This is a genomic window from Micromonospora sp. S4605 (assembly GCF_003176715.1).
Classification (GTDB): Bacteria; Actinomycetota; Actinomycetes; order Mycobacteriales; family Micromonosporaceae; genus Micromonospora; species Micromonospora echinaurantiaca.
In genome coordinates this window covers 1-19,307 of record NZ_QGSW01000162.1, presented here as the reverse complement: position 1 = coordinate 19,307, position 19,307 = coordinate 1, and the positions used below count along the sequence as shown (strand labels likewise).

Here is a 19,307-nt window from a genome sequence, read left to right as displayed (position 1 = left end):
CGGGTCCCCGTCCGCACTCCGCTCCACCCCGCCACCCGCCAACCAGAACCGGACCGAGGAAAGGTCGGTGTCCCCATGCCACCCTCGACACGACGTGGTCTCGCGATCGCCACCACCATCGCCCTGCTCGCCACCTCCGCCGCGTGCGGCGGCGACGGCGGCGGGTCGTCGGGACGCGGGCCGGTGCCCGGCGTCACCGACACCGAGATCGTGGTCGGCACCCACATGCCGCTGACCGGCCCGGCCTCGGCCGGCTACTCCAAGATCGCGCCGGCCACCAAGGCGTACTTCGACTACGTGAACGCCAACGGCGGCGTGCACGGCCGGAAGATCACCTACAAGATCATGGACGACGGGTACAACCCGGCGAACACCCAGCAGGTGGTCCGCCAACTGGTGCTGCAGGACAAGGTCTTCGCGGTGCTGAACGGGCTCGGCACGCCGACCCACACCGGGGTGCTCGACTTCCTCAAGAGCAACCGGGTGCCGGACCTCTTCGTCGCCTCCGGCAGCCGCAGCTGGGACCAGCCGGACAAGTATCCGGGCACGTTCGGGTTCAACCCCGACTACACGGTGGAGGGCAAGATCCTGGCCAACCACGTGAAGACCGCGCTGCCCGGCAAGAAGGTCTGCTTCCTCGGCCAGGACGACGACTTCGGCCGGGACAGCCTGGCCGGGGTGGAGCAGGTGCTCGGCGCGGACGCGGTGGTGGCCAAGCAGACGTACGTCACCAGCAACACCAACGTGGCGCCGCAGATCGGCGCGTTCAAGGCCGCCGGCTGTGAGGTGGTCGTGCTGGCCACCGTGCCCGGCTTCACCGCCCTCGCCGTCGGCACCGCGGCCCGGCTGGGCTTCCGGCCGCAGTGGCTGGTCTCCAACGTCGGCGCCGACCACCCGACCCTGGCCAAGCAGCTCGGTGCCGCCGCGCCGCTGCTGGAGGGCATGATCGGCGTCAACTACCTGCCCATGCAGAACGACACGGCGAACCCGTGGATCCAGCTGTTCACCAAGGTGAACAAGGAGCACAACGGGGACGCGCCGTTCGACGGCAACACCGTCTACGGGATGGCCGTCGGCTACCTCTTCGTGCAGGTGCTCCAGGCCGCCGGCAAGGATCTCACCCGGGAGTCGGTGCTGGCGGCGGTCAGCAGGGGCGGCTACCAGGGCCCGGGGCTGGCGCCGCTGCGCTTCAGCGACACCGACCACTCCGGCTACGGCGGCGAGCGGCTGACCCGGGTCAGCGGCGGCGTGCAGGCGTACTTCGGGCCGGCGTACGAGACGGACGAGGGCGACGGCCCGGTGCGGGAGTACGCCGTCGCCCCGGTGGCCCCGCCGGCCAACGGGATCCCCGCCGCCTCCTGAGCCCGGTGCCGGGCGCGGTCGGCTCGACCGCGCCCGCGAGGGCCGGCCGGGCCCGGTCGACGCGGACCGGGCCCGGTCAGCTGAGCCGTTCGACGATCATCGCCATACCCTGGCCGCCGCCCACGCACATGGTCGCCAGCCCGACCTGCCGGTCGTGCCAACGCAGCGAGTTGAGCAGCGTCGTGGTGATCCGGGCGCCGGTCATCCCGAACGGGTGGCCGACCGCGATCGCGCCGCCGTTGACGTTGAGCCGGTCCCAGTCGACGCCGAGCTCGCGGGCGCTCGGTAGCACCTGGGCCGCGAACGCCTCGTTGATCTCGACCAGGTCGATGTCCGCGATGGACATTCCGGCGCGACGCAGCGCCCGCCGGGACGCCTCCACCGGCCCGAGCCCCATGATCTCGGGGGAGAGCGCGCTCAGGCCGGTGGCGACGATCCGGGCCAGCGGGGTGACGCCCAACTCCCGGGCCCGGACGTCGGACATCACGACGAGCGCGGCGGCTCCGTCGTTGAGCGGGCAGGAGTTGCCGGCGGTCACCGTGCCGTCCGGCCGGAACACCGGCGGCAGCGCGGCCACCGCCGCCAGGGTGACCCCGGGGCGCGGTCCGTCGTCGGCGGCGACCACCGCGCCGCCGGGTACGGTGACCGGGGTGATCTCCCGGGCCCAGAAGCCGTCGGCGATCGCCTTCTCGGCCAGCAGTTGCGACCGTACGGCGAACTCGTCCTGGCTCTCCCGGGAGATCCCGCGCAGCTGGGCCACGTTCTCCGCGGTCTGTCCCATGGCGACGTAGACGTCCGGCAGCTCGCCGTCGGCGCGCGGATCGTGCCAGGCCGGCGCCGCGCCGCCGGCCCGCGCGGCGGTCCGCGCCGTCGCGTCGCCGAACCGCGGGTTGGTGCTGTCCGGGTGCCCGTCGCTGCGACCCCGGTGGTAGCGGGAGACACACTCCACCCCGGCCGAGACGAACACGTCGCCCTCACCGGCGCGGATGGCGTGCAGGGCCATCCGGGTGGTCTGCAGCGACGAGGAGCAGTACCGGTTGACGGTGGTGCCGGGCAGGTGGTCGAGGCCGAGCAGGACGGCCACCACGCGAGCGAGGTTGTAGCCCTGCTCGCCGGCGGGCTGGCCGCAGCCGAGCATCAGGTCGTCGATCTCGGCCGGGTCGAGCTGGGGCACCTGGTCCAGGGCGGCCCGCACGATGGTGGCGGCCAGGTCGTCGGCGCGCAGTTCGCGCAGGGAGCCCTTGTTCGCCCGACCGATCGGTGATCGAGCGGCGGCGACGATGACGGCTTCCGGCATGGTGGGCGTCCTTTCCGAGGAAGTTATCTGCACTGACGGTGCGGTTATTTCGGCGACCGTGTCAACGGATTGTGAGATGGTCATCGGCATCCGTCGTTGACGAGCCGGTTCCCGGCTTCCTACTATCTGCATCGTGAATGCAGATTCAGGCCGATTGGTGGGTCGGGTCGCGCTGGTCACCGGGGCGAGCCGCGGGATCGGCCTGGCGGTCGCCCGCCGGCTGGTCGCCGAGGGCGCCCGGGTCGGCCTGACCGCCCGTCACCCGGAGCCGCTGGCGGAGGCGGTCGCCGAGCTGGGCGGCCCGACCCGCGCGGTTGCGGTGGCCGGTCGGGCCGACGACGCCGAGCACCGCCGGGCCGCGGTGCACCGGGTCACCGAGGCGTTCGGGCCGGTGGACGTCCTGGTCAACAACGTCGGCATCAACCCGGTCCACGGGCCACTGGCCGAACTGGACCTGGCCGCGGCCCGCAAGATCCTCGACGTCAACCTGGTCGGCACGCTCGGCTGGGTGCAGGAGGTCCGCGCCGCCGGGATGGCCGAGCGCGGGGGCTGCGTGGTCAACGTCTCGTCGATCGCCGGGCTGACGCCGTCGCCGGGCATCGCGTTCTACGGCGTCAGCAAGGCCGCCGTCAACCACCTCACCGCCTGCCTCGCCGCCGAGCTGGCCCCGGCGATCCGGGTCAACGCGGTCGCCCCGGCCGTGGTGAAGACCCGGTTCGCGGCCGCCCTGCACGAGGGCCGGGAGGAGGAGGTCGCCCGGGCGTACCCGCTGGGGCGGCTCGGCGTACCCGAGGACGTCGCCGGCGCGGTCGCCTTCCTCGTCTCCGCCGACGCGGCCTGGATCACCGGGCAGACCCTGGTCCTCGACGGCGGGGTCGGCCTCGCCGGCCGGATCGCCGGATGACCGCGCCGGCCGCCCCCCGCGGCCTGGTCGTGGCCGGAGCCGGCGTGGTCGTCACCGGCGCCGGGTCCGGCATCGGCGCCGCCCTGGCCACCCGGTTCGCCGCCGACGGCGCCCGGGTGGTGGTCAACGACGTCGACGCCGCGGCTGCCCGGGCGGTGGCCGCGCGGATCGGCGGGTACGCCTGCGCTGGCGACGCGGCCGACCCGGCCGCCGTGGCCGCCCTGGTCGGCTTCGCCCGGGACCGCCTCGGCGCGGTCGACCTGTTCTGCGCCAACGCCGGGGTGGCCCCGACCGGCGGGGCCGACGCCCCAGACGAGGCGTGGCAGCGGGCCTGGCGGGTGAATGTGATGGCGCACGTGCTGGCGGCGCGCGAGCTGCTGCCGCACTGGCTCGCGGCCGGTCGCGGCCGGCTGCTGGTCACCGCCTCGGCGGCGGGCCTGCTCACCCTGCTCGGCAAGGCGCCCTACTCGGTGACCAAGCACGCCGCGCTGGCCTTCGCCGAGTGGTTGCGGGCCAGCTACGCCCACCGCGGGATCACCGTCCAGGCGCTCTGCCCGCAGGGGGTGCGGACGCCGATGCTGGCCGCCGCCGACGGCACCAGCGCCGCCCTGCTCGACGCCACCGCGGTCAGCTGCGAGCAGGTGGCCGACTGCGTCAGCGCGGCGCTGGCCGACGACCGCTTCCTGGTGCTGCCGCACCCGGAGGTCGCCGCCTGGTACGCGCGCCGCGCCGCCGACCCGGACCGCTGGTTGCGGGCGATGAACCGCACCCAGCGCGACCTCGAACGGCGCGGCAGTGCCGGCCCCGAGCCCCACCGGAGCGCCTGATGGACTTCCGTTACGACGAGACCACCGAGCGGCTGCGCGAACGACTGCTCGCCTTCATGGCCGAGCGGGTCCACCCGGCCGAGTCCGTCTTCGCCGAGCAGGCGGCGGCCCGGGCCGACCCGTGGGCGGCCCCGCCGGTCGTGGCCGACCTGCAGGCCGAGGCCCGCCGCCGGGGTCTGTGGAACCTCTTCCTCCCCGGTGAGCACGGCGCGGGCCTGACCAACCTGCAGTACGCGCCGCTGGCCGAGATCACCGGCTGGTCGCCCGAACTCGCCCCGGTGGCGTTGAACTGCGCGGCGCCGGACACCGGCAACATGGAACTGCTGGCCCTGTTCGGCACCCCGGAGCAGCGGGAACGCTGGCTCATTCCGCTGCTGGACGGCCGGATTCGCTCGGCGTTCGCGATGACCGAGCCGGCCGTGGCGTCGTCCGACGCCACCAACATCGCCACCCGGATCGAGCGCGACGGCGACGAGTACGTGGTCAACGGCCGCAAGTGGTTCGTCACCGGGGCGCTCGACCCGCGCTGCGCGGTCTTCGTCGTGATGGGACGGACCGATCCCGACGCGCCCCGGCACCGGCAGCAGAGCCAGCTGCTGGTGCCGCGGGACACCCCGGGCGTCACCGTCCGCCGAGGTCTGCGCACCTTCGGGTACGACGACAGCGACCACGGCGGCCACGCCGAGATCGACTTCGTCGACGTCCGGGTGCCGGTGGGCAACCTGATCGGATCGGCGGGCGACGGCTTCGGCATCTCGCAGGCGCGGCTCGGGCCGGGCCGGGTGCACCACTGCATGCGGCTGGTCGGCATGGCCGAGCGGGCCGTCGAGCTGATGTGCCGGCGGGTGGCCGACCGGCACGCGTTCGGCGGGCCGCTGGCCGCGCAGGGGGTCATCCGGGACTGGATCGCCGAGGCGCGGGTCCGGCTGGAACAGGCGCGGCTGCTGGTGCTCAAGACGGCCTGGTTGATGGACACCGTCGGCAACCGGGCCGCGCACACCGAGATCCAGGCGATCAAGATCGCGGTCCCGGAGACCGTCCAGTGGGTGATCGACCGGGCCGTGCAGGCGCACGGCGCGGCCGGGGTCAGCCAGGACACGCCACTGGCCCGGCTCTGGGTGAAGGCCCGCGCGCTGCGGCTGGCCGACGGCCCGGACGAGGTGCACCGGCAGTCGTTGGCCCGTCGGGAGCTGCGCCGGCACCAGCCGGTCCGGCCGGCGGCCCGCGGCTAGACTCCCGAGGCGGTGGGGACGACGTGGCAGCGGTGAGAGGGAGAGCGCGGATGGGCGGGGCCGACGCGCCGGGTCGGGTCGACGGGCGGACCGCCCGGGCCGAGCGCACCCGGGCGGCGATCGTCGAGGCGCACCTCGCGCTCATCTCGGAGGGCGACCTGCGGCCGACCGGCGAGCGCATCGCCGAACGGGCCGGCATCTCGCTGCGCACGCTGTGGACCAACTTCAAGGACATGGAGACGCTCTTCGAGGCCAGCGGCGCGGAGGTGCTCCGCCAGCAGGACGCCGCGTACCGGCCGATCTCGCCCACGCTGCCGCTGGCCAAGCGGGTCGACGCGTACTGCCGGCAGCGGGCCCGGCTGCTCCAGCTGGTCGCGCCGTCGGCGCGGGCCGCCCAGATGCGCGAGCCGGTCTCCGCGCAGCTGCACCGTAACCGGCTCAAGCACATCGACCGGGTCCGCGACGAGGTCGAGCAGCTCTTCGCGGCGGAGCTGACGCAGGCCGGGCCGGGGCGGGAGCAACTGGTGCACGCGCTGGTCGCGGCGAGCATGTGGCCGGCCTGGTCGATGCTGCGGGACGGGCTGGGCCTGGGCGTGGACCAGGCCCGGGCGGTGATGGCCCGCACCGTGGGCGCGCTGCTGGCCGACGTTTCCGACCGCTGACCGACGCGCCCGGGGCTGTTGCCGGCTGGCCGCCGGGCCGGTTGGCCGCAGCAACGATTGGGCCGCCGCGCCGGTTGGCCGCCGCGCGGGTTGACCTGGGGCAGCTCGCGGGGAAACGACTCTTTCCTTCCGGTTTCCGATAGGTGACACTCGATGCATGGTTGCTGCATCGACAGTGCAATTAACTGGACTGCGGGGCCGCGACGCCGAATGTGCGGCCATCCGGCGGCTGCTCGACGGACCACCGGACGCCGGGGGCGCGCTGCTGCTGTGGGGCGAGCCGGGCGCGGGCCGCACCGCGCTGGTCGGCTACGCGCACCGGCAGGCCGGCGCCCGTACCGTGCTGGCCGGCGCCGGGCTCACCGAGGAGGCGGCGATGCCGTACGCCGGACTGCAGCGCCTGCTCGACCCGCTGCTGGACCGGGCCGACGCGCTGCCCGAACCGCAGCGCGGGGCGCTGCGGGCGGCGCTCGCCGGCGCCGGCTGCCCGGCCCACCGTCGGCTCGCCCTGTCGATGGCCGTGCTCGGGCTGCTCGCCGCCGCCGCCCGGGAGCGCCCACTGCTGTGCACCATGGACGACGTCGACCAGGGCGACCCGCAGACCGCCGAGGTGGTCGGTTTCGTGGCCCGCCGGCTGCGCGAGCTGCCGGTCGCCGTCCTGCTCACCGCCGGCACCGACGCGGTGGCCGGGGGAGTGCCCCGGCACCGGCTACGGCCCCTCGACGATCGGGCCGGCGCCGCCCTGCTGGCCGACCGGCTGCCCCGCCTCGACCCGGCGGTGGCGGTGGCCCTCACCGCCGTCGCCGGGGGCAACCCACAGGCCCTGGTCGACCTGGCCGAGGTGCTCACCCCCGGGCAGTGCCGGGGCGACGAGCCGCTGCCCGAGACGCCGCCGGTCGACGGCGCGCTGGGCCGCGGCTACCGCGCCCGGCTGGGCCGGCTGCCGGCCGACACCCGGCGCGTGCTGCTGCTCGCCGCGCTCGACCCGGACGGCGACCCGGCCACCCTGGCCCGGGCCGCGCGGGCCGCCGGCACCGCGGTCGAGGCCCTCGCCCCGGCCGAGGCGGCCGGCCTGGTCCGGGTCGACGCGCGGCGGGTCACCCTGCCGCAACCGCTGGCCCGCGCGGTGGTCGCGCAGAGCGCTCCGCTGGCCGCGCGGCGCGCCGCCCACCTGCTGCTCGCCGGCGTGCTCGACGGCCCCGACCAGCGGCTGCGTCGCGCCCTGCACCGGGCCGCCGCGGCGGAACCACCGGATCCGGCGGTGGCGGCGGAACTCGAGGCGGCGGCCGCCGGCGCCACCCCGGAGACCGCGGCGGCGGCGCTGGCCCGGGCCGCCGAACTCAGCGCCACGCCCCGGCAGGCCGCCGTTCGGCTGGTCGGTGCCGCCCGGCACGCCTGGACCGCCGGCCGACCACAGTGGGCCCGGCGGCTGCTGGCCGACCCCCGGGTGACCGGCCCGGTCGACCCGACCACCGCCGCCCGGGCCGAGCTGCTCCGCGGTGAGCTGGAACTGCGCTGCGGCGCGCCGTCGGCCGCCTCGGCCACCCTGCTGGCCGCCGCGGCGGCCGTGTCCGGCGTCGACCGGCTCGCCGCCCTCGGCGCGCTGGTCCGCGCCGGGGAAGCGGTCTGCTTCACCGGCGACCAGTACCGGTACGCCGAGGTGGCGCGTCGGGCGGCGGCGCTGCGCCGGCCCGGGGACCCGCCCGCCGCCGAGCTGATGACCGCGCTGGCCGCCGGGGTGGCAGCGACGCTGCGCGGCGACCACGAGCGGGGCGGGCCCGCGCTGCGCCGGGCCGTCGTCCTCGGCAACCGGTTGACCGGGCCGGCGCTCACCCCGACCGCGCTGACCTGCGCGGCGGTCGCCGGCCTGCTGGTCGCGGTGGACGGCGCCGCCCACCGGCTCGCCGAGCGCGCCGTCGAGCTGGCGCGCGCCCGCGGCGAGCTGTCCCTGCTCTCCCGGGCGCTGGAGCTGCGCGCCATCGCCGAGTACTGGCTGGGCCGGCACGACGCGGCGGCGGACACCTCGCGCGACGGGCTGCGGGTGGCCCGGGAGACCGGCCAGGTCAACTGCGCCGGCGTGCACCTGGGCATGCTCGCGGTGCTGGCCGCGGTACGGGCGGACCGGGACAGCAGCCTGCGCCGGATCCGGGAGATCGGAGAAGCGGCCGCGCCGTACAGCCGGCCCCGGGCGCTGGCGCAGTGGGCCCTCGCGGTGCTCGACCTGGTGGCCAACCGGCACGACGCCGCCGCCGCGCGGCTGACCGCCCTGGCCCGACCCGGCATCGGCCGGGGGCAGGTGCTGATCCAGGTGATGGCGACCCCGTACCTGGTGGAGGCCGCCGCCGGCACGGCCCACCGGCCGGCGGCCGCCGCCGCGCTCGCCGTCTTCGACCGGTGGGCCAGCAGCACGGCGAGCCCGTCCCGCCGGGCGCTGTCGGCGCGCTGCCACGCGCTGCTGGCGCCCCGGGGGAGCGCCGGGGCCGAGGACGGGTTCCGCACGGCGCTGCGGCTGCACCCGGCGGACGCCGGCGCGTTCGAGCGCGCCCGCACCGAGCTGCTCCTCGGCCGCGAACTGCGCCGCAGCCGCCGCCCCCGGGACGCCCGGGAGCACCTGCACACCGCCCGGGAGACCTTCGGCCTGCTCGGCCTGGCCGCCTGGGCCGAGCAGGCGACCACCGAGCTGCGGGCGGCCGGGGAGTCGGTCGGCACGCCCGACCTGCCGGCGGCGCGGCTGCTCACCGGCCAGCAGCTGCGGATCGCGGAACTCGTCGCCGAGGGGGCCACCAACCGGGAGATCGCCGCCCGGATGTTCCTGTCCACCCGTACCGTCGACCACCACCTGCGCAACATCTTCCACCGGCTCGGCATCCGCTCGCGTACCGAACTGGCCCGGGCGCTCTCCTGACGACCGCCTCGGCGGCCCGAGCCTCGGCGCCGGCCGCGCGGTCCCGGTCGTGCCGGTGGCGAACGGGGCGGTCAGGGCAGGACGACGGTGCGCGCGCCCTCGCCCCGGACCATCCGCTCGAACGCCGCCGCCGCGCCGTCCAGCCCGGTCCGGTCGGTGATCAGGGGAGCCAGGTCGAGGGCGCCGTCGAGCACGGCCCGGGCGAGATCCGGCACGTCCCGGTCCGGATCGGACGAACCGTAGACCGAGGAGCGCAGCGTCCGGGCCGAGTGGAAGATGTCCAGCGCGCTCAACCCCACCACGTCGTCCTTCGCGCCCATGCCCACCACGATCACCTGCCCGCCGCGCCGGGTGGCCCGCCAGGCGGTGCGGATGGTGGCGCCGCGTCCGACGCACTCCAGTGCGTGGTCGACGCCGCGCCCCCCGGTCCGCGCCCGGATCGCCTTGTTGAGCGAGTCGTCGGCGAGCAGGAAGTCGGTGGCGCCGGCCGCGCCGGCCAGCTCCGCCTTGGCCGGCGACACGTCGACCGCGAGCACCGGATCGGCGCCGGCGGCCCGGGCGGCGGACACCACCGACAGGCCCACCCCGCCGAGGCCGATCACCGCCACCGAGTCGCCGGGCGCCACCCGGGCGGTACGACGCACCGCGCCGACCCCGGTGAGCACCGCGCAGCCGAGCAGCGCCGCCGCGTCGAAGGGCAGCTCCGCCGGCACCGGGATGACCGCGTCCTGCGGCACCACCACCTCCTCGGCCAGCGCGCCGAGACCGAGCGTGACGTGCAGCGGCTCGTCGGTCGACGTCCGGCCCCGCGCGGCCGCCGGAGAGCCGGCCCGCTCGCAGAGCCACGGCTCGCCGTGCCCGCAGTACCAGCACTGCCGGCACGGTGGCGCCCAGTTGAGCACCACGTGCGCGCCGGGGGCGACCCGGTCGACGTCGGCGCCCGCCTCGACCACCACGCCGGCGGCCTCGTGCCCGAGCACCAGCGGGTACGGCGGTGCCAGGGTGCCGTTGACCATGGACAGGTCGGAGTGGCAGACCCCCGCGGCCCGGATGGCCACCCGCACCTCGCCGGACCCGGGGGCGGGCAGCGCCACCTCCTCCACCCGCAGCGGCTCGCCCACCGCCCGGGCGACCAGCGCCCTCACCGCTGGATGGCCTTGGTCTGCAGGTACTCGTCCAGTCCGTAGCGGCCCAGCTCGCGGCCGAGGCCGGACTGCTTGTAGCCGCCGAACGGGGCGAGCGGGTTGAACGGGGCGCCGTTGATGTCGACGGCTCCGGTGCGCAGCCGCCGGGCGACCCGCAGCGCCCGTTCCTCGTCGCCGGACCAGACCGCGCCGGCCAGTCCGTACCGGGAGTTGTTGGCGACGGCCACGGCCGCGTCCTCGTCGTCGACCGGGATGACCGCGAGCACCGGGCCGAAGACCTCCTCCTGGGCCAGCGCGCTGTCCGGGTCGACGTCGGCGATCACCGTCGGAGCGACGAAGTAGCCGCGCTCCGGCAGCGGGGCGTCCGGGCCACCGGCGACCAGCCGGCCGCCGTCGGCCAGCCCCTTGGCGACGTGGCCCGCGATCCGTTCCCGCTGGGCGGCGGAGACGACCGGGCCGAGCCGGGTGTCCGGGTCGAACGGATCACCGAGCCGGTAGCCCTCGGCCACCTTGGCGGCCAGCGCCAGCGCCTCGTCGTAGCGGTCCCGGTGCACCAGCATCCGGGTCCAGGCGGTGCAGGTCTGCCCCGAGTTGAGGAAGGCGTTGCCCACCCCGACCTTCACCGCGGCGGCCAGGTCGGCGTCGTCGAGGATCACGTTGGCGGACTTGCCGCCGAGTTCCAGCGCCACCCGCGCGATCCGGTCGGCGGCCAGGTGGGAGATCCGCCGCCCGGTGGCGGTCGAGCCGGTGAAGGAGACCATGTCGACGTCCGGGTGGGCGGCGATGGCCTCGCCCACCTCCGGGCCGGTGCCGGGCACCAGGTTGACCACCCCGGGCGGGAAGCCGGCCTCGTGGATCGCGTCGAAGAGCAGGTACGCGGTGAGCGGGGTCAGCTCGCTCGGCTTGAGCACCACCGTGCAGCCGGCGGCCAGGGCGGGCGCCAGCTTCGCCACCACCTGGTGCAGCGGGTAGTTCCACGGGGTGATCGCCCCGACCACGCCGACCGGTTCGCGGACGACCAGCGAGTTGCCGACCGGCTCCTCCGCCGGTGGCCGGCCGGCCAGGTCGACGTAGCTGCGCAGCACGGTCAGCGGCAGCCCGGCCTGCACCCGGACGGCGATCTTCAGCGGGGTGCCCAGCTCCGTCGCGACGGTGTTGGCGACGGTGTGGGCCCGCGCGGTGAGCGCGGCGTGCAGCCGGTCCAGCGCGGCGGCCCGCTCGGCCGGGGCGGTGTCGGCCCAGCCGGGGAAGGCGGCCCGGGCCGCCGCGACCGCGCGATCGACGTCGGCCGCCGTGCCCGCCGGCACGGTCGCCACGACCTCCTCGGTCGCCGGATTGCGCACCGCCAGGGCCTGCCCGGAGGAGGCGGCGACCCAGGCCCCGTCGAGGTAGATGTCGGTCCGTGCGAGATCCATAGCGCCCCTCACGTACGTCGGCCAAAACTAGCGGTGCAAGTTTTGACTCTAGTACGCCGTACCGGCCGACGGGAGGGGCGGCAGTGGCCCGATGTGCTCCTCGTAGGTGCGGGAGAGCCCGTCGATGAGCGCGTCGAGGCCGAGCGCGAAGGCGCCCTCGTCCACCCGCTGCTGGTGCTCGGCGAGCCGGTGCGCCTGGGTCAGGTGCGGGTACTGCTCGGCGTAGAGGCTCGGATCCTCCACGAAGCCGCGGGCGAACGAGCCGAGTGCCGAACCGGCGACGAAATAGCGCATCAGCGCGCCGATGTGGGTGGCCCGGGCGGGAGGCCAGCCCGCGTCGACCAGTCCACCGTAGACGGCGTCGGCCATGGCCAGCGCCGCCGGTCGGCGACCCGGCCCGCGGGCCAGGTACGGCACGATGTTCGGGTGCGCGGCCAGCGCCGCCCGGTAGGAGTGCCCCCACCGGCGCAGCGCCTCGCGCCAGTCGACGTGGCCGAAGAACGACACGTCCACCTGGCCGGTGACGCTGTCGGCCACCGCGTCGAGGATCTCGTCCTTGGTGGCGAAGTGGTTGTACAGCGACGGCCCGCGTACCCCGAGTTCGGCGGCGAGCCGGCGGGTGGAGAAGCCCTCCAGGCCCTCCGCGTCGATCAGCGCGGCGGCGGCCTCGACGATCCGCTGCCGGCTGAGCAGCGCCTGCCGCGGCCGGGGCATCCGTCCCTCCCTCGCTCGATGGTCCGCCGCAAACTCTGCCACAGCCGGGTCTGGACGGAATTAAACTTGCAGCGCTAGTTTATCGGCCATGGACCTTCAGCTCTCCGCCGAGCAGGCGGCGGTCCGCCGGCTCGCCGCGGAGTTCGTCGACCGCGAGGTGACCCCGCACGCGGCGGCCTGGGACCGGCGCGAGTCGGTCGCCCCGGAGATCGTCGGCAAGCTCGGCCAGCTCGGCTTCCTCGGGCTGACCATCCCCGAGGCCGACGGCGGCTCCGGCGGCGACCACCTCGCGTACTGCCTGGTGCTGGAGGAACTCGGCCGGGGCGACTCGGCCGTGCGCGGCATCGTGTCGGTGTCGCTCGGGCTGGTGGCCAAGTCGATCGCCGCGCACGGGACCCCGGCGCAGCGGGCACAGTGGCTGCCCCGGCTCTGCGCCGGCACCGCCCTCGGCTGCTTCGCGCTCACCGAACCGGACAGCGGTTCGGACGCCGCCGCGCTGGCCACCCGGGCGGTCCGCGACGGCGGCGACTGGCTGCTCACCGGCACGAAGACGTTCATCACCAACGGGACCACCGCCGACGTGGCCCTGGTCTTCGCCCGCACCGGCGGGCCCGGCCACCGGGGCATCACCGCGTTCCTGGTGCCGACCGACGCGCCCGGGCTCACCCGCCGGGAGATCCACGGCAAGCTCGGCCTACGCGGCCAGGCCACCGGCGAGCTGCGCTTCGACGGCGTACGGGTGCCGGACTCGGCGCGCCTGGGCGAGGAGGGCGGCGGCTTCCGGCTGGCGTTGGCCACCCTGGCCAAGGGCCGGATGTCGGTGGCCGCCGGCTGCGTCGGCATCGCCCAGGGCTGCCTGGACGCCGCGGTCGGCTACGCCGGGCAGCGCACCCAGTTCGGTAAGCCGATCGCCGGCCACCAACTCGTGCAGCAGCTGCTCGCCGCCATCGCGGTGGACACCAACGCCGCCCGGCTGCTGGTCTGGCAGGTCGCCGACCTGATCGACCGGGGCCAGCCGTTCGCCACCGAGGCGTCGATGGCCAAGCTGTTCGCCAGCGAGGCCGCCGTCCGCGCGGCGAACAACGCCGTGCAGGTCTTCGGCGGGTACGGCTACATCGACGAGTACCCGGTCGGCAAGTACCTGCGCGACGCCCGCGTCGCCACCCTCTACGAGGGCACCAGCCAGATCCAGCAGCTGCTCATCGGGCGCGCGCTCACCGGCGTGAACGCCTTCTGACCGCAAGGGAGCAACCGTGACCAGATTCGCCGACCGGGTCGCCGTCGTCACCGGCGCCGCGCAGGGCATCGGCGCCGCGACCGCGCGGCGGCTGGCTGCCGAGGGCGCCGCCGTCGCCGTGGTCGACCTCGACGCGGAGCGCAGCCAGGCCGTCGCCGACGAGATCACCGCGGCCGGCGGCCGGGCCGTCGGGATCGGCGCCGACGTGACCGACCCGGAGGCGGTCGCCGCGCTGACCGACCGGGTGGTGCGCACCTACGGCGGGCTGCACGTGCTGGTGAACAATGCCGGCATCACCCGTGACGACCTGCTGTTCAAGATGCCGTTGCAGCGCTGGGAGGCGGTGCTGACCACCAACCTGACCAGCATGTTCCTCTGCTGCCAGGCGGCCCAGCAGCACATGGTCGCGGCCCGCTACGGGCGGATCGTCAACCTCAGCAGCCGCTCCGCGCTCGGCAACCGGGGCCAGGTCAACTACGCGGCGGCCAAGGCCGGCGTGCAGGGCCTGACCGCCACCCTCGCCATCGAGCTGGGCCCGTTCAACATCACGGTGAACGCGGTCGCCCCGGGCTACGTGGCCACCGCGATGACCGCCGCCACCGCCCAGCGGGTGGGCGCCAGCCCGGAGGAGCACCAGCGGATGGTCGCCGAGCACACCCCGCTGCGCCGGGTCGCCCAGCCGGCCGAGATCGCCTCGGTGATCGCCTTCCTGGCCAGCGACGACGCCTCGTACGTCAGCGGCCAGACCCTGTACGTCAACGGCGGCGCGCGCTGAGGCGCGCGTACCAGCTCAGCATCCGGAGGGGACATGGACTTCGCGCTTTCCGACACCGAGCGGGCCATCCGCGACACCGCCCGCGACTTCATCACCAAGGAGGTCATGCCGCTGGAGCAGGAGCTGCTGCGGCGGGAACGGGCGCACCGGCCCGGGCTGGAACCGGGTGAGCTGCGCGAGTTGCAGCTCAAGGCGCGCGCGTTCGGCTTCTGGGGGCTGGCCACCCCGGAGGAGTACGGCGGCATGGACCTCTCGGCCGTCACCCAGTCGCTGATCTGGACCGAGATCGGCCGCTCGTTCGTGCCGTTCCGGTTCGGCGGCGAGGCCGACAACATCCTGTTCCACTGCAACGAGGAGCAGAAGCGCGAGTACCTGATCCCGACCATCGAGGGCGAGCGGCGCAGCTGTTTCGCGATCACCGAGCCGGGCGCCGGATCGGACGCGGCCAACATCAAGCTCAGCGCCCGCCGGGACGGCGACGACTGGATCCTCAACGGCGAGAAGACCTTCATCACCGGCGGCAACGAGGCGGACTTCGCCATCGTGATCGCGGTGACCGACCGGGAGAAGGGGGCGCGCAACGGCGGCGCCACCGCGTTCCTGGTGGACCGGTCGATGGGCTGGCGGTCGGAGTTCATCCAGACCATGGGGGAGGGCGGCCCGGCCTCGCTGGTGTTCGAAGACGTCCGGGTGCCCGGGCGCAACATCCTCGGCGAGCTGGGCCAGGGCTTCACCCTCGGCATGGAGTGGATCGGCAAGGGCCGCTACACCATCCCCTCGCACGCGGTGGGCATCGCCGAGCGCGCCCTGCGGATGGCGATCGACCAGGCCAACAGCCGGCAGACGTTCGGCCGGCCGATCGGCGAGAACCAGGCGATCCAGTGGATGATCGCCGACTCGGAGACCGAACTGGAGGCGGCCCGCTGGCTCATCCTGCGGGCCGCGTGGACGGTGGACCAGGGGATGGACCCGCGGCACGCCTCGTCGATGGCGAAGCTCTACGGCGCGGGCATGGTCAACCGGGTGGTCGACCGGGTGCTCCAGATCCACGGCGGGATGGGCTACACCCGGGAGCTGCCGATCGAGCGCTGGTACCGGCAGGTCCGGCTCTACCGGATCTTCGAGGGCACCGACGAGATGCAGCGGCTGATCATCGCGCGGGACCTGCTGCGCGGCTACACCAAGTTGGGCGGGCACCTGGCATGAGGATCTTCGCCTCCCTCGACGAGCTGGCCGCCGCGGTCGGTGAGACCATCGGCCCCGGCGACTGGCAGCGGGTCGACCAGAGCCGGGTCGACCTCTTCGCCGACGCCACCGACGACCACCAGTGGATCCACGTCGACCCGCAGCGGGCCGCCGCCGGCCCGTTCGGCGGCACCGTCGCGCACGGCTACCTGACGCTGTCCCTGCTGCCGGCGCTGGCCGGCCGCCTCTACCGGGTGCACGGGGTGCGGATGGGCGTCAACTACGGGCTGAACCGGGTGCGGTTCCCGGCCCCGGTGCGGGTCGGCAGCGCGATCCGGGCCAGCGCCACCATCGCCGAGGTGTCCCCGGTGGACGGCGGCGTGCAACTGGTCGCCGCGGTCACCGTGGAGAGCGACGCGGGCGGCAAGCCGGTCTGCGTCGCCGAGACGGTCAGCCGCCTCTACGCGTGAGTTCGCGCGCCGGCCGGGCCGCATGGCCCGGCCGGCGGCCGCACTAGAAGGCGTACCGGATGCGGCAGTACGGTGCCCGGGCAGCGATCAGCTCGGTCAGCGCGGCCACGTAGCGGCCCTTCTGGCCGGTGCGGTAGCGCACGTTCCAGCCGCCGGTCTGCGAGCGCTTCGGCTGCTGCAGGTCCGGGCGCCAGAGCAGCTCCTCGGCCTTCGGGTGCCAGCCGAGGTTGACCTCGTGCAGCCGGTCGTTGTGGGTGAGGAAGATGACCTCGGCGGCGAGCTGCGCCCGGGCCCGGGGCCCGATCCCGGCGTCGAGCTGGTCGAGCAGCTCCGCCCAGTCGTCCAGCCAGCCGTCGCGGACCACCACCGGGCTGAAGTTGACGTGCACCTCGTACCCGGCGGCGACGAAGTCGTCGATGGCGGCGATCCGCTCGGCGACCGGTGAGGTGCGGATGTCGAGCAGCTTGGCGTCCCGGGCGGGCATCAGCGAGAACCGGATCCGGGTCCGCCCGCGCGGGTCCCAGTCGAGCAGGTCCCGGTTGACGTGCTTGGTGGCGAAGCTGGCCTTGGCGGTGGGCAGGTCGCGGAAGCAGGTGACCAGGTCACGGACGGTGTCGCTGACCCGGGCGTCCAGCGAGCAGTCGGAGTTCTCGCCGATGTCGTAGACCCACGCGTGCGGGTCGCACTGGTTCGGGGTGTCCTTCACGCCCTGCCGGGCGACGTGCCGGGACAGGTAGCCGGTGATCCGCTCGATGTTGGCGAAGACGGTGATCGGATTGCTGTAGCCCTTGCGCCGGGGCACGTAGCAGTAGGCGCAGGCCATCGCGCAGCCGTTGGCGGTGGACGGGGCGATGAAGTCGCTGGAACGGCCGTTGGGCCGGGCGGTGAGCGATTTCTTCACCCCGAGGACCAGGGTCTCGGTCTTGATCCGCACCCAGCGGGCCACGTTCGTCTCGTCGCCGTACAGCTCCGGGATGCGGGTGTGGCTGTCGATCTCGATCCGCTCGGCGTCGGGGAAGCGGGCCAGCACCTGCTGGCCGCGCGGGAGCGCGGCGGCCTCCGGCTCCACGAAGATCCGCCGGATGTCGAGCAGCCGGGACTGCGGGACGACGTCGGTCACGAACCAGTACAACTGCGGACCGACCGCCCGTCTTCCCGCCGGTGGCGACGTTTCCCGTCGGGCGTGCCGGGTATCCGCCGCCATGCCCGCACTGCCCCGCCGAGGCCGCTGACGTGCCCGAAGGGCACCTGATCCACCGGTACGCCCGCGAGCAGCACGCCGCGCTCGCCGGGCAGGTGCTGGCGGTCTCCAGCCCGCAGGGCCGGTTCGATCCCGGCCCGTACGACGGGCGCCGGCTGCACGCCGTGGAGGCGTACGGCAAGCATCTGCTCTACCACCTGGACGGCAGCCCGACCCTGCACGTGCACCTCGGCATGCGCGGGCTGTTCCTGCGCTACGACGACCCGACCGCCGCCCCGCGCGGCGGGGTGCGGCTGCGGCTGGCCGGCGCCGCCGTCGCGTACGACCTGATCGCCCCGATCCGGTGCGAGCCGCTTCCACCTGGCGGTGAAAGCGCGCTGCGGGCCGCGCTCGGGCCGGACCCGCTGCGCGCCGACGCCGACCCGGTGCAGGCGGTCCGCCGGCTGGCCGCCGCGCGGGGCGCGGTCGGCGCCGCGGTGCTCGACCAGGCGGTCTGGGCGGGCATCGGCAACGCCTGGCGGGCCGAACTGCTCTTCCTCGCCGGCCTGGATCCGGACACCAGGGACGTCGGGCCGGAAACGGCCCGGCGGCTGTGGGACCTCGCGGTGCGGTACCTGGCCCTGGGCCGGGACGCCGGCCAGGTGGTCAGCGACCCGGCGGCCCCGGACGAACGGTGGGTCTACAAGCGGCAGGCGTGCCGGCGCTGCGGCGCTCCGGTGCGAGTCTGGGACCTGGGCGGGCGCTCGGCGTACGCCTGCCCGGTCGACCAACCCCGCGGCTGACCCGGCCGGCGGCGGGGCTCAGCCGGCCCGGACGGGGGCGGCCGCCGCACGCCGGGCCGGCTCCGCACCGGCGCCCGCCGACCCGGCGGCCCGGTTCGACCCGGCCACCTCCGCGACGGCCTCCTCGACGGTGTCGAAGACCGGGAAGAGCCCGTCCACCCGCATCGTGTGCAGCACCGTGCGGATGTAGCGGGACGGCGCGGCGAGGCACAGCACCGCCCCGCGCTCGCGGGCGTCCCGGTGGGCGCGGACCAGCAGCCCGAGCCCGGTGGAGTCGATCAGGTGGACCCGGGCCAGGTCGACCACGACGTGCCCGCGCACCTCGACCGCGCCGTGCAGCGCCGCCCGGAGCGCGTCGCCCCCGTCCAGGTCGATGTCGCCCGCGACGCTCACCACCGGGACGTCCTCGAGGTAGTCGATGCCGAGCACCTCGCCGGGCTGGCCGCCGTCGGTGGGGTCGGTCGGGTCGGGCGGCAGCGGGGCGCAGCGCGGGCAGCGGTGCGGCCCGGTGGCGAAGGGCGAGCCGCTCCAGCCGTGCTCGGACACCAGGGTCCAGACCACCTCGGCGTCCGGCAGCACGCAGGCGGTCGCCCGGACGGTGTCGCCGCAGGCGTCGCAGATCAGCGTCATCAGGTTCTCGTCGGGTACGACGGTCATGTCCTCTTCCTCGCGTTCTGCCCGGGCCCGGCGGCCCTCGCGTCCCGGTCGCCGCCCCGCCGGCGTCCGTCGGGCGGGCCGCCGGAGCGGCCGGTCCGGCCCGGCGGCGGGACGGCCGGGCCGGGAAGCCCGGATCAGGTCGGGTCGGATCCCTCGCGTCCAGTGGTGAGCGCGACCAGGGCGACGCCGGCCACGGCCGACCCGACCTGCACGACGAGGTCGATCGGGCCGAAGCGGCCGCCGGCGTCGGCCAGGCCGACCACCACCGTGCCCAGCACCGCGGTGACCACCCCGACCACCAGCGCCAGCCAGACCGGGACGGCCCGCAGGCCCGGTACGGCGAACCGGCCCACCGCCCCGACGGCGAGGCCGATGGCCACCGCCGTGCCGAGACCGGTCGCGGTCATGCTGTCCTCCTCGGTACTCGGCCCGCGGCCGCTGGCGCGGGCGATCACGACGGCGAGGCGACCGCCGCCCTGCCGTACGGGCGACCGTTCGGGCCGCTGGAGCGGGCCGCCCCACCGGTCGGCAGGGGGG

Annotated in this window: 18 protein-coding genes; 11 read left to right on the top strand and 7 right to left on the bottom strand. The window is 75.3% G+C overall.

Features of this window, described 5'->3' with window-relative positions; genetic code table 11:
* The first annotated feature begins 75 nt into the window (after positions 1-75).
* On the top strand, positions 76-1,362 hold the full coding sequence (locus DLJ47_RS11650; RefSeq protein WP_109900056.1) for an ABC transporter substrate-binding protein: 1,287 nt from the start codon (positions 76-78) through the stop codon (positions 1,360-1,362).
* A gap of 76 nt (positions 1,363-1,438) precedes the next feature.
* Here DLJ47_RS11650 and DLJ47_RS11645 read toward each other — a convergent pair whose 3' ends face one another.
* Entirely contained in the window at positions 1,439-2,659 is a 1,221-nt protein-coding gene (locus DLJ47_RS11645; protein WP_109900055.1) for an acetyl-CoA C-acetyltransferase, read from the bottom strand.
* A gap of 133 nt (positions 2,660-2,792) precedes the next feature.
* On the opposite strand from DLJ47_RS11645, the gene DLJ47_RS11640 reads away from it, so the two are divergent.
* The 5 genes from DLJ47_RS11640 to DLJ47_RS11620 all read left to right on the top strand — a co-directional run bounded on the left by DLJ47_RS11640 (position 2,793) and on the right by DLJ47_RS11620 (position 9,189).
* Positions 2,793-3,563 (top strand): SDR family oxidoreductase, encoded by a 771-nt coding sequence (locus tag DLJ47_RS11640; RefSeq protein ID WP_109900054.1) that lies wholly within the window; start codon positions 2,793-2,795, stop codon positions 3,561-3,563.
* Positions 3,560-4,390, top strand: coding sequence for an SDR family NAD(P)-dependent oxidoreductase (locus tag DLJ47_RS11635; protein ID WP_109900053.1), 831 nt, complete (start codon positions 3,560-3,562; stop codon positions 4,388-4,390). Before DLJ47_RS11640 ends, DLJ47_RS11635 begins: the two co-directional genes overlap by 4 nt.
* Positions 4,390-5,622, top strand: coding sequence for an acyl-CoA dehydrogenase family protein (locus DLJ47_RS11630; RefSeq protein ID WP_109900052.1), 1,233 nt, complete (start codon positions 4,390-4,392; stop codon positions 5,620-5,622). The genes DLJ47_RS11635 and DLJ47_RS11630 overlap by 1 nt, the downstream gene beginning before the upstream one ends.
* A gap of 50 nt (positions 5,623-5,672) precedes the next feature.
* Positions 5,673-6,284 (top strand): TetR/AcrR family transcriptional regulator, encoded by a 612-nt coding sequence (locus tag DLJ47_RS11625; RefSeq protein ID WP_109900051.1) that lies wholly within the window; start codon positions 5,673-5,675, stop codon positions 6,282-6,284.
* 157 nt (positions 6,285-6,441) lie between these two features.
* On the top strand, positions 6,442-9,189 hold the full coding sequence (locus DLJ47_RS11620; RefSeq protein ID WP_109900050.1) for a helix-turn-helix transcriptional regulator: 2,748 nt from the start codon (positions 6,442-6,444) through the stop codon (positions 9,187-9,189).
* 71 nt (positions 9,190-9,260) lie between these two features.
* On the opposite strand, the gene DLJ47_RS11615 is transcribed toward DLJ47_RS11620, so the two are convergent.
* The 3 genes from DLJ47_RS11615 to DLJ47_RS11605 are packed head-to-tail and all read right to left on the bottom strand — an operon-like array spanning position 9,261 to position 12,463.
* The gene (locus DLJ47_RS11615) at positions 9,261-10,334 is read right to left on the bottom strand and encodes a Zn-dependent alcohol dehydrogenase (RefSeq protein ID WP_109900049.1); all 1,074 of its coding nucleotides are present in this window, start codon (positions 10,332-10,334) and stop codon (positions 9,261-9,263) included.
* A complete protein-coding gene (locus DLJ47_RS11610; RefSeq protein ID WP_109900048.1) occupies positions 10,331-11,749 on the bottom strand; it encodes an aldehyde dehydrogenase family protein in 1,419 nt (472 codons plus the stop codon). Before DLJ47_RS11610 ends, DLJ47_RS11615 begins: the two co-directional genes overlap by 4 nt.
* Positions 11,750-11,797: 48 nt before the next feature.
* Positions 11,798-12,463: a TetR/AcrR family transcriptional regulator gene (locus tag DLJ47_RS11605; protein ID WP_109900047.1), complete on the bottom strand. Its 666-nt coding sequence runs from the start codon at positions 12,461-12,463 to the stop codon at positions 11,798-11,800.
* Between the two features lie 88 nt (positions 12,464-12,551).
* Here DLJ47_RS11605 and DLJ47_RS11600 point away from each other — a divergent pair, with 88 nt between their 5' ends.
* The 4 genes from DLJ47_RS11600 to DLJ47_RS11585 are packed head-to-tail and all read left to right on the top strand — an operon-like array spanning position 12,552 to position 16,130.
* Entirely contained in the window at positions 12,552-13,700 is a 1,149-nt protein-coding gene (locus DLJ47_RS11600) for an acyl-CoA dehydrogenase family protein (RefSeq protein ID WP_109900046.1), read from the top strand.
* A 16-nt stretch (positions 13,701-13,716) separates the two neighbouring features.
* The gene (gene fabG, locus DLJ47_RS11595; RefSeq protein ID WP_088993353.1) at positions 13,717-14,475 is read left to right on the top strand and encodes a 3-oxoacyl-ACP reductase FabG; all 759 of its coding nucleotides are present in this window, start codon (positions 13,717-13,719) and stop codon (positions 14,473-14,475) included.
* Positions 14,476-14,508: 33 nt separating this feature from the next.
* Positions 14,509-15,681, top strand: a complete 1,173-nt coding sequence (locus DLJ47_RS11590) for an acyl-CoA dehydrogenase family protein (protein WP_109900045.1) — start codon at positions 14,509-14,511, stop codon at positions 15,679-15,681.
* Complete coding sequence (locus DLJ47_RS11585) at positions 15,678-16,130, top strand: MaoC family dehydratase (protein WP_109900044.1); 453 nt, start codon at positions 15,678-15,680, stop codon at positions 16,128-16,130. Before DLJ47_RS11590 ends, DLJ47_RS11585 begins: the two co-directional genes overlap by 4 nt.
* A 43-nt stretch (positions 16,131-16,173) precedes the next feature.
* Here DLJ47_RS11585 and DLJ47_RS11580 read toward each other — a convergent pair whose 3' ends face one another.
* Positions 16,174-17,250 (bottom strand): spore photoproduct lyase family protein, encoded by a 1,077-nt coding sequence (locus DLJ47_RS11580; protein WP_233257786.1) that lies wholly within the window; start codon positions 17,248-17,250, stop codon positions 16,174-16,176.
* Positions 17,251-17,363: 113 nt separating this feature from the next.
* On the opposite strand from DLJ47_RS11580, the gene DLJ47_RS11575 reads away from it, so the two are divergent.
* A complete protein-coding gene (locus DLJ47_RS11575; RefSeq protein ID WP_109900042.1) occupies positions 17,364-18,113 on the top strand; it encodes a DNA-formamidopyrimidine glycosylase family protein in 750 nt (249 codons plus the stop codon).
* A gap of 18 nt (positions 18,114-18,131) precedes the next feature.
* Here DLJ47_RS11575 and DLJ47_RS11570 read toward each other — a convergent pair whose 3' ends face one another.
* A complete protein-coding gene (locus DLJ47_RS11570; protein ID WP_109900071.1) occupies positions 18,132-18,770 on the bottom strand; it encodes an STAS domain-containing protein in 639 nt (212 codons plus the stop codon).
* A gap of 134 nt (positions 18,771-18,904) precedes the next feature.
* Positions 18,905-19,177 (bottom strand): GlsB/YeaQ/YmgE family stress response membrane protein, encoded by a 273-nt coding sequence (locus DLJ47_RS35380; RefSeq protein ID WP_146228077.1) that lies wholly within the window; start codon positions 19,175-19,177, stop codon positions 18,905-18,907.
* Between the last annotated feature and the right edge of the window lie 130 nt (positions 19,178-19,307).

Excerpts from the sequence above, each read along its gene's own strand:
- DLJ47_RS11650 (WP_109900056.1), top strand. The coding sequence starts at position 76 with ATGCCACCCTCGACACGACGTGGTCTCGCGATCGCCACCACCATCGCC.
- DLJ47_RS11645 (WP_109900055.1), bottom strand. The coding sequence starts at position 2,659 with ATGCCGGAAGCCGTCATCGTCGCCGCCGCTCGATCACCGATCGGTCGG.
- DLJ47_RS11635 (WP_109900053.1), top strand. The coding sequence starts at position 3,560 with ATGACCGCGCCGGCCGCCCCCCGCGGCCTGGTCGTGGCCGGAGCCGGC.
- DLJ47_RS11630 (WP_109900052.1), top strand. The coding sequence starts at position 4,390 with ATGGACTTCCGTTACGACGAGACCACCGAGCGGCTGCGCGAACGACTG.
- DLJ47_RS11625 (WP_109900051.1), top strand. The coding sequence starts at position 5,673 with ATGGGCGGGGCCGACGCGCCGGGTCGGGTCGACGGGCGGACCGCCCGG.
- DLJ47_RS11620 (WP_109900050.1), top strand. The coding sequence starts at position 6,442 with ATGGTTGCTGCATCGACAGTGCAATTAACTGGACTGCGGGGCCGCGAC.
- DLJ47_RS11610 (WP_109900048.1), bottom strand. The coding sequence starts at position 11,749 with ATGGATCTCGCACGGACCGACATCTACCTCGACGGGGCCTGGGTCGCC.
- DLJ47_RS11605 (WP_109900047.1), bottom strand. The coding sequence starts at position 12,463 with ATGCCCCGGCCGCGGCAGGCGCTGCTCAGCCGGCAGCGGATCGTCGAG.
- DLJ47_RS11600 (WP_109900046.1), top strand. The coding sequence starts at position 12,552 with ATGGACCTTCAGCTCTCCGCCGAGCAGGCGGCGGTCCGCCGGCTCGCC.
- DLJ47_RS11590 (WP_109900045.1), top strand. The coding sequence starts at position 14,509 with ATGGACTTCGCGCTTTCCGACACCGAGCGGGCCATCCGCGACACCGCC.
- DLJ47_RS11585 (WP_109900044.1), top strand. The coding sequence starts at position 15,678 with ATGAGGATCTTCGCCTCCCTCGACGAGCTGGCCGCCGCGGTCGGTGAG.
- DLJ47_RS11570 (WP_109900071.1), bottom strand. The coding sequence starts at position 18,770 with ATGACCGTCGTACCCGACGAGAACCTGATGACGCTGATCTGCGACGCC.
- DLJ47_RS35380 (WP_146228077.1), bottom strand. The coding sequence starts at position 19,177 with ATGACCGCGACCGGTCTCGGCACGGCGGTGGCCATCGGCCTCGCCGTC.